This is a genomic window from Flavobacterium sp. NPDC079362 (assembly GCF_050267765.1).
Taxonomy (GTDB): Bacteria; Bacteroidota; Bacteroidia; order Flavobacteriales; family Flavobacteriaceae; genus Flavobacterium; species Flavobacterium azizsancarii.
The window spans coordinates 1-12,817 of sequence record NZ_JBNNFM010000059.1 but is presented as its reverse complement, the minus strand read 5'-3'; the positions used below and the strand labels follow the sequence as shown (position 1 = coordinate 12,817).

Here is a 12,817-nt window from a genome sequence, read left to right as displayed (position 1 = left end):
ACCATTTTAGCCCAAATTTACATTTTTCAAGAAACACTCTGTAAATCTACTAGTATAATAAAAGAAAGAGGTCGTCTTTTCAGACAACCTCTTTTATAAAAAGATTATTACTCCTCTAATTTGTTTTTTAAATTCTCGAGACCTTTTTGCAAATCGTTACCAATCATATGATCCATTTTCATCATTGGTAACATGATATTCATAGGGTAGGGAATAACCCCGTTAATTCCCCATTTTACTTTTGTCTGATTTCCTGCAGCAGTTTCTGTAGATATAAATCCCACTGCGGTATCCTCCATAGGTTTCTTGAAACGCAATGCAAAGTCAATACGTTTTCCTTGAGTTATTTTTGTAATTTCCTGCTCACCTACACCAACTTCTTTTACATCGCTTTCCCAAGTTGATTTTGAACCAACAGCTCCATCAGTTCCTGTATAAGTAGTTTTTATCTTAGGGTCAAGGTTTGCCCAAACGCTGAACTCATTCTGGTTTTTTAAATTTCTAACATAATTAAAAACGGTGTCAACAGGCCTATTAATTATAATTTCCCTTTCGACAGCATAATTTTTCGGCATACAATAAGCCGCAATTAATACGATTGCCAAAACTAGAATCAGGATCGCAAGAATTTTTTTGATAATTCCCATAATTAGTGGTTTTAAGGTTATTAATTGGTTTTTTTTTGGATAGATATCTTTATAACTTACTCATTTAAAGGTTGTTTAATTTTAAGTAAAGTTAAAGAACTAATGTTTTGAATTTGCGGAATCTAAAACTTTTTGAAGATTTTTTCTATTAATTTTCGTTTTTACTGTAACATTTTTGATACATCAGCGTCTATACTATAGAAGCTTTAAATGAGATAACATAAATTTTTAGTTTCGTATGACATTTGTTATTAGAATGTTAAGAATTAGTTAAAACACAGTACCTTGTTATGCATAATACATGAAATAGAATTACATTTACTTAGAATTTAAAAATCATCATTAATCAATCAATATTAACAATCAATCATCATGAAAAAATCAGTAATTTATTTAGGAGTAGCTTTAGTAGCATTTGCAAATGTTTCAATGGCTTCAAATCAAACATCATTTGTACAACCACAAATGGAAATTGTAAATAGTTTTTCAACTCCTCTAAATGTAGCAGTTGGAAAAGGAGATCTTGAATTTGTTAAAAAACTTATTGAATACGGAGCAAATGTAAACGAGATATCAGAAGATCTATCGCCTTTGATGATCGCAGCCCGTTACAATAAAGTAGACATTCTAAGAGTTTTATTAGCAAATGGAGCAAGTGCATCTGTTAGAAATGAAAAAGGTTTTACAGCTTTAAAATATGCACAATTATCAAATGCAACAGAAGCTATTGCCATTTTGAAAGATTTAAAATAAACGTTTAAATCGAGTTTTGAGTTAGTATAATGAAAACGGCCTTTCTTGAGCAGGGGTCGTTTTTTCATTTCTAGTTATACCATTACTTTGTATTTGGCATATTATATCCGTTTGGATCTGGGATTAAATTAAAAAAAGCACCATTAATAATAATGATGCTTTTTTCGTTAAAACCTAATCAAATTAATTTAACCAATTAATCTATCTTCAATATCTTTATTCAATCGGAACATCTTTTTTTCTGTTGAACACCCAGAATATAATTGGGAAAACCAAAAGCGTTAAAATTGTTGCCGTAATTAATCCTCCAATAATAACGATCGCCAGTGGTTTTTGCGACTCAGAACCAATACCTGTAGAAATTGCAGCAGGCATTAAACCTATCGATGCCATAAGTGCCGTCATAACTACCGCTCTTGTTCTGGCTTTTACTCCTCTAAATATCGACTCTTCGAGTGTGAATTTTTCTTTTAAGTTATGATGGAATTCGGATATCAGAATAACTCCGTTCTGTATACATATCCCAAGTAAAGCAATAAAACCAACACCAGCCGAAATTCCAAAATTCATTCCGGTAAGATGTAAAGCAATAATTCCACCAATGATTGCAAAAGGAACGTTTGCCAAAACAAGCAATGAATCTTTTATGTTTCCAAAAAGTATAAATAGTAAAACAAATATCCCAATTAAGCTTATCGGTACAACTTGTGCCAAACGCGCACTGGCACGAACCTGATTTTCAAACTCACCTGTCCAGCCCACAGTATATCCTGTTGGAAGTTTCATTTTGGCAACTTTTGCCTGCGCTTCTGCAATTGTGCTTCCTAAATCACGATCACGAACAGAGAATTTTACCCCAATAAAACGTTTCGTATTATCCCTATATATAAAAGCTGGCCCCGTGATGGTTTTTAAATCTGAAATTTCCTTTAACGGAATCTTAATTCCGCTAATAGTTGGTACTTTTAGTTCAGCAATATCATTTTCATCTTTACGATATTCTTTAGAAAAACGAACTCTAACATCGAATTTTTTATCGTCTTCATATTTTTCAGTTGCTGTTTTTCCTCCAAAGGCAAGTTCTAAAACAGCTTGTGCATCACTTAATGTTACTCCGTAAGCAGCCATTTTATCCCTGTCAAGTACAACACTAATTTCTGGTTGACCAACATTTCTTAGTATTCCCGCATCTTTTATACCCGGAATATTCTTTATTTGTGCTAGAACTTCATTTGATAATTCGTCTAATTTATCCAGATCATCACCATAGATTTTTACCGCATTTGAAGCTTTAAAACCTGCCACAGATTCAGCAACGTTATCAATTACAGGCTGCGAATAATTATAAGTAATTCCCTGATGAACTTTTAATTTTTCGTCCATTTCGTTAATTAAGTCATCCATGCTTATTTTTCGTTTCCATTCAGATTTTGGTTTCAGGTCAACCTGAAGCTGTATAAATCCAAAACCATTAGGATCCGTTCCGTCATTACTCCTTCCGGTTTGTGATAAAACATTTTTTACTTCAGGAAAGCTTTCCAAATCTTTTCGAATCGTTGCAGCGGTTTTTACACTTTCAGGCAATGATGTACTCATTGGCAGCTCAGCTGTAACCCATAATGCTCCTTCATTTAACTGAGGCAAAAACTCTGTTCCTAAAAATGTAGCAGAAAAAAAGACCGCTACCAAAAGTGCCATTGATCCAATAAGCGTTTGTACTTTATGCTTAAATGTCCAGGCGAAGCCACTGCTAACAATGCGATCCCAGAAATTAACAAACGGATTGTGTTTTTCTTTTACGTTTTTATTTAAAAGAATATGTGATAAAACAGGAACCAATGTCAAAGTAAAAAGTAATGCGCCCATTAATGCAAAACCTAAAGTATAGGCTAGGGGAGAGAACATTTTTCCTTCTACTTTCTGGAATGAGAATATTGGCAGTAAAGCAGTAATAATGATTAATTTAGAAAAGAATATGGCTTTACCCATTTCAGCTCCTGTTTTTTTAATCAAACTTCCTTTGGCAATTTTATTAAAAGCCGTCATTCCTAATTGATGTGCCCTGCGGTCTAATACCACAAACAATCCTTCGACCATAACAACTGCACCATCAATAATAATCCCGAAATCGACCGCACCTAAACTTAGCAAGTTGGCACTCATCCCCATCATTTTTAAACATAAAAAGGCGAATAATAACGATAGCGGAATAACAATCGAAACCGTAAAAGTCGTCCTCCAGTCTGCCATAAAAAGAAATACAACGCAGGTAACCAGAATAATTCCTTCGAATAAATTGTGCATTACCGTTTCTGTCGTGAAATTCATTAAATTATCACGATCGTAAAAAGTCACTAATTTGATATCTTTTGGAAGAACGTTATCATTCAGATCTTGTATTTTCGCTTTGATTAATGCCAAAGTTTCCTGAGGATTTTCACCTTTTCGCATTACAATAATACCTTCAACAACATCATCATTATTACCTAAACCAGTTTGTCCAACTCTTGGCATGGCACTTTCATAAACAGTAGCTAAATTTTTGACTAAAATTGGATTCCCATTAGCATCGTCGACAATAATATTCTCGATATCCTGAATCGATTTCAGAAGTCCAACTCCGCGAACAACAAAAGCCTGACCATTTTTTTCGATAATATCCCCACCCACATTCAGGTTTCCTCCATTTACAGCATTATATACCTGAAGCGGCGTAATATTATATTTTGCTAATTTTATAGGATCAACACCTACTTCATACGTTTTAGTTTGTCCCCCAAACACATTCAAATCCGCAACACCGGGAACTGAACGAAGCTGCTTGTCGATTACCCAGTTTTGATAGGTCAATAATTCTCTACTATCCCTGCTGTCACTTTTTACAATATATCTGAAAATTTCACCAGTAGGTCCGTAAGGCGGCTGAACATCCGGTTCTACATCATCCGGAAGCGAAACATTTTTTAATAAATTATTTACCTGAAGACGCGCAAACTGATCGTCGACACCATCATCAAAAATAATTTTGATTACTGATAAACCAAACATTGTAATACTACGAACACTCGTCTTTTTTTGTACCGAGTTCATAGAAATCTCGATAGGCGAGGTTACAAAACGCTCTACCTCCTCGGCACTTTTACCGTTCCATTGCGTAATGATAATGATTTGAGTATTCGTTACATCCGGAAATGCATCAATAGGCATGTTTTTGAAAGAAATAAACCCCGCAACTGCCAATAATCCCACCCAAAAAAAGGTAAATGCTTTATTCTTAAGTGAGAAAGCAATAATATTTCTTATGAATTTGTTCATTTTAAAAAGTATTTTTAATGATGAATTTTTATTTTTTAATTTATTAGAACATAAATGCCCTTATTGTATTGTCTTCTAGAACTCTGTATGAAAACGTAATGCTAAAAACTGTATTGGACCTCTGTCTTTGTTATAAGCCGGATTCATGGCAAATTGATAATCTGGTGAAAGTGTGATATGTGTATTTGGGATTAAAAACGAATAAAAGATTTCGACAATCTGTTCCATCCCATAGTTTAAAGTTCCGTCACCAATCATAAAACCATTTCCTCCCAATTTTTGATATTGTTCATGTGGTCTGGATAATCCGTTTGCAACCACTGCAATACCTGCAAAATCATTCTCACGGTTCCACATTTTACCCTTCAAATTAATACCAAGTTGAGCAGATCTGTCAATTTCTGTAAATGCCCATGTTTCATTTTTACCATCATTATAACTCATTCTGGCAAAAAGCCCCCAATTATCCCCATGAGTATAATCCATATTTAAGCCAATACCATATTTAGTACGGCAATATTGCCTTGTACTTTTAATATCCGGAATTGTTGTAAAATTTGAATTAGCTTCATCATAATTTCCCATTCCTGCCACATTTCTAAAGCCCAGCAATTTAATAGTACTGGTATCATTATTTTTAAAAACCACTTTCTTTTCAATCTCTATGTTTACAGCATTAGAATCTTTAAAGCTAAATTCAACATTTGGACCATTCGCATAAGTTGGCAAAGCACTTAATGAAGCCCTGATTTGCCAGGTGTCAAATTGATAATTTACATATAATCCATCTGTATATCCTCGAGTGTTTGCAGCATAATCCCAAGCCCCATGTGTCATTAAAGCCCAATTCAAAAACTGTGTCCTTGGATCATGAGAATATGTATTGTTGTCGAAATAATCTGATAATCCAAATTTACCAAACACCAATTGTAAGGATCTGTCATTCTTAAATTGAAATTTTTGTTCCAAAAGCATTCTTGCTACATAAACAACAGGTTTAGTATCTCCTATTCTAAAAGTTTCCCCGTTAGGAAAACCACCTAATCCTCTGGCTTGAGATAAACCCTGTCCTCCTGACATTTCAGGATTAAAAGTTACTGTAGCACCTTTCCAGAGAGGAACGTCTAAATACAAAGTTGAGGTTAATGATAAAGCACTTTCTTCTTTAGGATTCATACTATTTGTTCCTGAGTATTTGGCCTGAAAATCCGGATGATATTGATATATAGACGTCATTTGAAATTTCAGGCTATATTTTCGTATCGAATCTGTTTCTTGTGAAAATAATAGCGCTGAAAAAAGCAACGTTGCAAAACTCAATATATATACAGATTTCCCCATTTAATTTAATTATTCGTTTAAAGCACGATAAATAAATAATTGATTATTAGTAATAACCTTTTCATTTTCTTTTAAACCTTTAGAAACATAAGTTGTATCACCAACCACTCGGTAAACATCTACTTGTCTCGTCTCGATATTATTACGATCCTTAAAAATCATTACAAAATTTTTGCTTTTGTCAAAAACAATCGACTTACTAGGTACGGCTATCATAGAATTGCCTTCGCTATAAGATAATTTTATGTTGGCATTCATATCTGGTTTTAACATATAACCGGGATTCTGCAATTTTATACGGGCCTGCATTGCTTTTGTCTCGGGATCAATAACGTTAAAGATCTTATCTACTTTTCCTTTAAAAACCTTATCAGGATAACTTAATGTCGTAACATCAGCATCAATACCCAATTTTACCTTATTGATATCAATTTCGTTAATATTGGCTAATGCCCAAACTTCACTAATCTCTGCGATATCAAAAATATTTTCAGAACGGTCATTTCTTAAAAGCATGTCCTGATTGATACTTTTTTGAATGATAAACCCGCTAATAGGAGCGGTTACTTCATAAATAGAACCTGCTTTGATGTTGTAAATTTTATATGTTTCCTGTACTTTACTTAATTGGGATTGTGCTTTGTTTACTTCTGATTTTGCCTGAAGAACGTCGCTTTCTGAATTTAGTTTGCCATCAAATAATTCCTGAGCAACTTTCAAATGGTTTTTCGCAACCAGTAAATCATTTTTAGCATCGATAGATTGTTTTTCGAAATCTGCAATATCGGTACTTTTTATAGTAGCTAGCACTTGGCCTTTACGCACATAATCTCCAAGTTCAACATTTACTTTAATCACATTTCCTCCAACAAGCGGATAAACATCAATCATCTTATTGTTATCAGCAGTGATTTTTCCGTAAAAACTCAATACATTTTTTACAGGCAGGGTTTCTGCCACGGCTGTTGTCGTTGTTTTTAGCATCGCATCACTTAAGGCAAAAGAGGTATTAGTATCCGGATTATCAACTTCCTTTTTGCAGCTTGCGATTGATAAACTCACAAGAGCAATTCCTATAATTATTTTATATTTCATTTTATTTAGTTTTAGAATAAGTCTTTGTTGATTGTACTATTTAACTCTTCGCCTGAAAGCATTACTTTTTTCTTTAATTCATTTATCTGAATAGAAGCCTGATTGTAACTTTCCATAAAATCAGTAAATTCTAATAAACTTATATTTCGTTTCTGGAAGTTCGTAAGGATTCCGTTGTAAACCGCTTCAAAGTCAGAATTGACAGTAGGTTTTATCACAACATAGTTTTTGCGGGATTCGTCCCATTTGTTCCATGCTGCAGTAATCTCCGTTTGCAATTGCAAGTCAAAATTTTGTTTTTCAATTTTCGATTGTTCTAAAATCGTTTGTGCGTATTTGATATTTCCCTTGTTTTTATTCCAAAGAGGCAACGGAATCCCAAGTGTTAAATTAGCCTCCTTATTAAAAGCACCACTTCGCTGGTCATAATTGGCACCAACGGTGATATCAGGAATAGAAAGTGATTTTTGCCATTTTACGTTAATTTCGTTTGCTTCGATATCCTTTTGTTTTGCCAGATAATCAGGGCGATTAGCAAGTGCTTCATCTTGAAAAGTTTTAAGATCAAACGGGATTGTAACGATGTATTTATTAAACTCTTCTTTTGAAACTTCCGGGACTATATTATCGGTAGAATTCAGTAATAATTTTAAATTCGCCTGTTCTTCAATGTTTTCATTCACAACTTCCATACGCTCATTTTTAAAATTTAAATACAACGATTGTAAACGAACAAGATCTCTCAAGGGAATATTGCCTTTTTGCACCTGAACAGAATATGAGTTGATCAAATCTTCTATATGAGCAAGTTGATTATCTGTAGTTTCAAGACTTTTTTTGTTGTAGAATACAGTAAAAAAACTTTTTCGCAATTGTAGTTTCAAGGTTCTCAATAAATCATTGAATTGCAGCTCTGCTAACTTTTCATTAGTTTGAGCAAGCTTAATTTCATTGCGTTTTTTTCCGCCTAAATAAATTAATTGCTCGATACCAAATGCTTTTTGCCCCTGTTTTCCAATATCAAAATATTGATTTCTTTCTGGGTTGTACGCATTTAATTCAGCAGTAAGTGAAGGGTTGTCCCAAATTCGGGCTTGAATTGTTAATGCCTTAGATGCATCGATATTGTATTGCGATGCCAACAGAAAGAGATTGTTTTTTAAAAATTGGCTTTCACAGTCTTGAAGGGTAACTGTTTTTTGAGCCAAAACTACAGGACCGAGGAGTACAAGTAGGAATGCACAGAGTTTTCTCATTGTATCATTTTTATTTTATACAAATATGCTATCACCAGACTTTAAGACTCCTTAAAATCTACCTTAAAAATACCTTAAAATAATTTATAAATGAAAAAATAATTGAAATAAATTCGTGTTAATGTTTGGAACACTGTAAGTTATTGATGCATTATGAAGTGTTAGAATGCGCTGAACAATACGTAATCCAAGTCCAAACCCTGAAGTTCCCTTAGAATTTAGACCTCGCATAAAAGGCTGGAAAAGATTTTTTTGCTCAGTTTCATTTAAGGTTGTTCCAGTATTTAAAACAGAGACGATCAAAGTATCATCTTTAGTACTGATAATTACCTTAGCTTGCTGATTATGCGAATAAACACAAGCATTTTTTAAAACATTGCTTATCGCAATTTCCAATAAGCTTTTGTTGCCCGTTATTTCTAAGGCAGTATATAAGCTTTCGCTTTCTTCCATTTCAAAAAGAATAACAAATTCAGGAAAGCTTTTCTTTAAATTTTCTATGGCCGAAAACAGAATCTCATCCATACGATGAACTTCACTAGCCTCCTGTTTTTTGTTGTCTATTTTAGATAAAATTAATAACGAATTAATTAATGCAGTTAATTGATTGACATCAGACAAGATATTAGTCAGGAAGCTTTTTCTCTCAATACTAGTTTTACTGTCTGCAATAACATTCTCTATTTGCGAGGTAATCCTCGACAATGGAGTTCTTAATTCATGAGAAGCATTTGCGGTAAATTCTTTTTGCCTCTGATAGGAAATTTCAATTCTATCCATCATAAAATTGAATTCATTGGCAATTAAATCGATTTCATCTTTATTACTTTTAGATTCCACACGAGTATCAAGATTATTCTCGTTTATGTTTTTTATTTTTTGATGAAAGGTATTTAGCGGATTCATTAATTTTTTTACCGTAATAGAGGTTACAACCCAGCAAATACAGGTAAAAAAAATATAAGACACTATTAAGGTGTATCTTAGAAAAAGCAGTCTTCGTTGTCCAAAATTATCAGTTGCGGATATTAAGGCATAAAAATCCCTGTCGTGTGTATCATAGAAAACACCATAAACTTCATAATTTCCCTGCTGTTTAAAAAAAGTCTTGTGTTTTTTTAAATATTTTAAATCCTCAACAGACCATTTAATTTTTGCATCATCAATACTGCTATAAATAAGTTTATAGTTAGAATCAAAAACCAATGTTTTTTCATCATATAATTTATTAATCGAGTTTTGATCAATCATCTTTAAAAGCTGATTGTCAACTTCCTTAACATTTACGAGAAGTTTAATGTTCGAAAGTGCTTTTATTTCCAGACGATCACGAAATTCGTCCTTCCTGAAATTAGAATACAAAACAAATATCAAAGTAGAAGCCAATCCAAAAAGGACTGTAAATAACAAGCTGACTAAAAGTGATATTCGGTTTTTTAATGTCATTCGCGATCGCTCAGATAATATCCATAACCAATTTTAGTTCGAATAAGTTTAGTTTCGTGTTCTTTATCTATTTTTTTTCTTAGAAAATTGATATAAACCTCAATTGTATTCTGATTCGTTTCAATATGATAATCCCAAAGTTTTTCAGCAATAAATTGTTTCGACAAAATCTTTCCTTTTGCCTGAGCTAAAATTAAAATGAGTTTAAATTCTTTTGGGGTAAGTTTGATTTCTTCACCAGAGCGAAAGACCTTCATATCATCTTCAATAATTTCCAAGTTATTAATAATGATCTTTTTTTCTGTTTGCTGAGGGATTTCCTTTCGTCTTAAAAGAGAAGAGATCCGGGCGTAAAATTCATCAAAATGAAAAGGCTTAACCAGATAATCATCAGCACCATTATCAAAAGAAGCCAGTTTATCTTCTATTTCGCTAAAAGCGGTCAACATAATTATAGGAGTCTTTTTGTCGATTTCGCGAATCCCTTTACAAACCTCTATTCCGTTAGCTCCCGGAACATTGATATCCAGAACGATTAAATCATATTCATAAGGAAAGTATTTTTTCAATAATAAAGAACCATCATAATAAGGGAAACACTCGAACTCTTTTGAAGTAAAGAATGTGGAGATTTCTTTGGATAAAGTAAAATCGTCTTCGAGTAGTAGTATTTTCATTGAGTTGTTTATTTGAAAATTCGGTTATTTATTAAATAACCGAATTTCTACTTTAAGTACGTTCTTATTTAAAATAAGAAAAAGTTTCATTGTTTTCGATTTTCAATAAAGATTCATATATCAATCGAATCACATTTTCGACATCTTCCCTGTGAACCATTTCTACAGTTGTATGCATATAACGCAAAGGCAAAGAAATCAATGCCGATGCTACGCCGCCATTACTGTAAGCGAATGCATCAGTATCAGTTCCTGTTGCGCGCGAAGTTGCATGACGTTGAAACGGAATTTTATTTTCTTCAGCAGTATCGACAATCAAATCGCGAAGTCTGTTCTGAACAGCCGGAGCGTAAGCAATAACCGGACCTTTTCCCATTTTTAGGTCGCCTTCAACCTTTTTATCAATCATTGGTGTAGTCGTATCATGGCAAACATCAGTCACAATAGCGACATTAGGTTTAATCGTTTGTGCGATCATTTCAGCACCACGAAGACCAATTTCTTCCTGAACCGAGTTGACAATATACAGACCAAACGGAAGTGTTTTTTTATTCTCTTTTAATAAACGGGCAACTTCTGCAATCATAAATCCACCCATTCTGTTATCAATAGCGCGGCAAACAAATTTATTCTCGTTCAAAATCATAAATTCATCAGGATATGTAATCACACAACCTACATGAACGCCCATTTCAAGAACCTGCTCTTTCGTTTCGCAACCTAAATCGATAAAGATATTGCTGATTTTTGGCGCTTCCTCTTTGTCGCGTAAACGGGTATGAATTGCCGGCCATCCAAAAACACCCTTTACAATACCTTTTTTAGTATGAATATGAACCCTTTTCGACGGTGCGATCTGATGATCAGAACCACCATTTCTAATAACGTATAATAAACCGTCATCAGTAATGTAGTTTACATACCATGAAATTTCATCAGCATGACCCTCAATAACCACTTTAAAAGGCGCATCAGGATTAATAACTCCAACAGCCGTTCCGTAAGTGTCTGTAATAAAAGTGTCTACATATGGTTTCAAATAATTCATCCAAAGTTTTTGTCCTTCACTTTCATAACCAGTAGGAGAAGCGTTATTTAGGTAGCTTTCAAGGAAAGCAATCGAGGTATCTTTTAAGATAGATTCTGTGCTCATAAAAATATTTTTTTGCTAATTTATAAATTTGGTATTAGAGTTGTGTATAAATATATAATTTTACACTTAAATTATGATTCAATGAGATTTAGCTATAGTATTTTATTCCTTTTAATGATTTCGTTTGCAAGTCAGGCCCAGGTTAAGCCCAAAGAAAATCAACAAATGGGCTATATATTAACCGAGCGGGATTCTGTTTTAAATGATACTATCGAATTGCCCGAGATTATTATTTCGAAAGAAAAGCTAGATCCCGAAGCACAAAAACAGTTTATGATCCTTCAGAACAGGGTTTACAAAGTATATCCTTATGCAAGATTAGCTGCAGATAGATTAACAGCTTTGAATAGCGGAATGGCGCGTTTGAAAACCAATCGCGAAAAGAAGAAGTATTTTAAGATTGTCGAAGACTATCTTAATAATGAATTCGAAGAAAGACTTAAAAAATTGTCGCGTAAACAAGGGCAAATTTTGGTTAAACTTGTTCACAGGCAAACCGGAATCACTACTTATGAATTAATCAGAACCTTAAAAAGCGGTTTTAAAGCCTTCGTATCCAATACAACAGCCAATTTATTTGACATTAGTTTAAAAACAGAATATAAACCCTATGAATCCAATGAAGATTATCTGATAGAGACAATCCTCATCAGGGCATTTGAATCTGGCCGACTCGCAAATCAGAAAGCTGCAAATCCCGTAAACTACGATGACCTGATGAATCATTGGGAAGCAAAAGCAAAGGCAGTCAATAAAGAATAACGGTTCCTATATATAAGGTACGATTTTGTATTTGCAACCCGACAAGTTAAAAAAAACTTGTCGGGTTTATTATTTATAGCTTAGAAGAGAAGATGGTTTATTCGATTTTATGAATTAGGAGCTCAATCCCGCTATGCATTTCAATCTTTTACTTTTTAAAGAAAAAAGCAAAAGGATTTCCATTTCTATCGGGGCTAGGGCAGTTGTTCTTAATTAGAAATATAGTGTATATAGGTATGGGAGCAAAACTTAGCGTCTTATTCAAAGGTAAAGCAAAAGAATCTTTGAGTCTTCGTGGCATAATGAGGGGTATCTGTTAAAAGGAGCTGAAATGAATGGTAGGTAGCTATTATAAAGTAATAGAAAAACCTC

General features: G+C 33.5%; 10 protein-coding genes. 2 read left to right on the top strand and 8 right to left on the bottom strand.

Annotated features, from left to right (window positions below):
- Positions 1-107: 107 nt before the first annotated feature.
- Complete coding sequence (locus ACQKCJ_RS24155; RefSeq protein ID WP_427403100.1) at positions 108-647, bottom strand: SRPBCC family protein; 540 nt, start codon at positions 645-647, stop codon at positions 108-110.
- A gap of 372 nt (positions 648-1,019) precedes the next feature.
- Between ACQKCJ_RS24155 and ACQKCJ_RS24150 the strand changes: the two genes are divergently transcribed.
- Complete coding sequence (locus tag ACQKCJ_RS24150) at positions 1,020-1,400, top strand: ankyrin repeat domain-containing protein (RefSeq protein ID WP_271338692.1); 381 nt, start codon at positions 1,020-1,022, stop codon at positions 1,398-1,400.
- Between the two features lie 216 nt (positions 1,401-1,616).
- Here the strand turns inward: ACQKCJ_RS24150 and ACQKCJ_RS24145 are convergent, their stop codons facing one another.
- The 7 genes from ACQKCJ_RS24145 to ACQKCJ_RS24115 all read right to left on the bottom strand — a co-directional run bounded on the left by ACQKCJ_RS24145 (position 1,617) and on the right by ACQKCJ_RS24115 (position 11,683).
- Positions 1,617-4,715 carry an efflux RND transporter permease subunit gene (locus tag ACQKCJ_RS24145; protein WP_271338693.1) on the bottom strand — a complete coding sequence of 1,033 codons (3,099 nt, stop codon included), beginning with the start codon at positions 4,713-4,715 and terminating at the stop codon, positions 1,617-1,619.
- 75 nt (positions 4,716-4,790) lie between these two features.
- Positions 4,791-5,951 carry a carbohydrate porin gene (locus ACQKCJ_RS24140; protein ID WP_427403099.1) on the bottom strand — a complete coding sequence of 387 codons (1,161 nt, stop codon included), beginning with the start codon at positions 5,949-5,951 and terminating at the stop codon, positions 4,791-4,793.
- Positions 5,952-6,065: 114 nt separating this feature from the next.
- The gene (locus tag ACQKCJ_RS24135) at positions 6,066-7,151 is read right to left on the bottom strand and encodes an efflux RND transporter periplasmic adaptor subunit (RefSeq protein WP_271338695.1); all 1,086 of its coding nucleotides are present in this window, start codon (positions 7,149-7,151) and stop codon (positions 6,066-6,068) included.
- Positions 7,152-7,162: 11 nt separating this feature from the next.
- Positions 7,163-8,407, bottom strand: a complete 1,245-nt coding sequence (locus tag ACQKCJ_RS24130) for a TolC family protein (protein ID WP_271338696.1) — start codon at positions 8,405-8,407, stop codon at positions 7,163-7,165.
- 84 nt (positions 8,408-8,491) lie between these two features.
- Positions 8,492-9,853: a HAMP domain-containing sensor histidine kinase gene (locus tag ACQKCJ_RS24125; RefSeq protein ID WP_427403098.1), complete on the bottom strand. Its 1,362-nt coding sequence runs from the start codon at positions 9,851-9,853 to the stop codon at positions 8,492-8,494.
- Positions 9,850-10,530, bottom strand: coding sequence for a response regulator transcription factor (locus tag ACQKCJ_RS24120; RefSeq protein ID WP_427403097.1), 681 nt, complete (start codon positions 10,528-10,530; stop codon positions 9,850-9,852). Before ACQKCJ_RS24120 ends, ACQKCJ_RS24125 begins: the two co-directional genes overlap by 4 nt.
- Before the next feature lie 64 nt (positions 10,531-10,594).
- Positions 10,595-11,683 carry a M42 family metallopeptidase gene (locus tag ACQKCJ_RS24115; protein WP_271338699.1) on the bottom strand — a complete coding sequence of 363 codons (1,089 nt, stop codon included), beginning with the start codon at positions 11,681-11,683 and terminating at the stop codon, positions 10,595-10,597.
- Positions 11,684-11,764: 81 nt separating this feature from the next.
- Here ACQKCJ_RS24115 and ACQKCJ_RS24110 point away from each other — a divergent pair, with 81 nt between their 5' ends.
- On the top strand, positions 11,765-12,445 hold the full coding sequence (locus tag ACQKCJ_RS24110) for a DUF4294 domain-containing protein (RefSeq protein ID WP_271338700.1): 681 nt from the start codon (positions 11,765-11,767) through the stop codon (positions 12,443-12,445).
- The last annotated feature ends 372 nt before the right edge of the window (positions 12,446-12,817 follow it).

Excerpts from the sequence above, each read along its gene's own strand:
- ACQKCJ_RS24155 (WP_427403100.1), bottom strand. The coding sequence starts at position 647 with ATGGGAATTATCAAAAAAATTCTTGCGATCCTGATTCTAGTTTTGGCA.
- ACQKCJ_RS24150 (WP_271338692.1), top strand. The coding sequence starts at position 1,020 with ATGAAAAAATCAGTAATTTATTTAGGAGTAGCTTTAGTAGCATTTGCA.
- ACQKCJ_RS24145 (WP_271338693.1), bottom strand. The coding sequence starts at position 4,715 with ATGAACAAATTCATAAGAAATATTATTGCTTTCTCACTTAAGAATAAA.
- ACQKCJ_RS24140 (WP_427403099.1), bottom strand. The coding sequence starts at position 5,951 with ATGACGTCTATATATCAATATCATCCGGATTTTCAGGCCAAATACTCA.
- ACQKCJ_RS24135 (WP_271338695.1), bottom strand. The coding sequence starts at position 7,151 with ATGAAATATAAAATAATTATAGGAATTGCTCTTGTGAGTTTATCAATC.
- ACQKCJ_RS24130 (WP_271338696.1), bottom strand. The coding sequence starts at position 8,407 with ATGAGAAAACTCTGTGCATTCCTACTTGTACTCCTCGGTCCTGTAGTT.
- ACQKCJ_RS24125 (WP_427403098.1), bottom strand. The coding sequence starts at position 9,853 with ATGACATTAAAAAACCGAATATCACTTTTAGTCAGCTTGTTATTTACA.
- ACQKCJ_RS24120 (WP_427403097.1), bottom strand. The coding sequence starts at position 10,530 with ATGAAAATACTACTACTCGAAGACGATTTTACTTTATCCAAAGAAATC.
- ACQKCJ_RS24115 (WP_271338699.1), bottom strand. The coding sequence starts at position 11,683 with ATGAGCACAGAATCTATCTTAAAAGATACCTCGATTGCTTTCCTTGAA.
- ACQKCJ_RS24110 (WP_271338700.1), top strand. The coding sequence starts at position 11,765 with ATGAGATTTAGCTATAGTATTTTATTCCTTTTAATGATTTCGTTTGCA.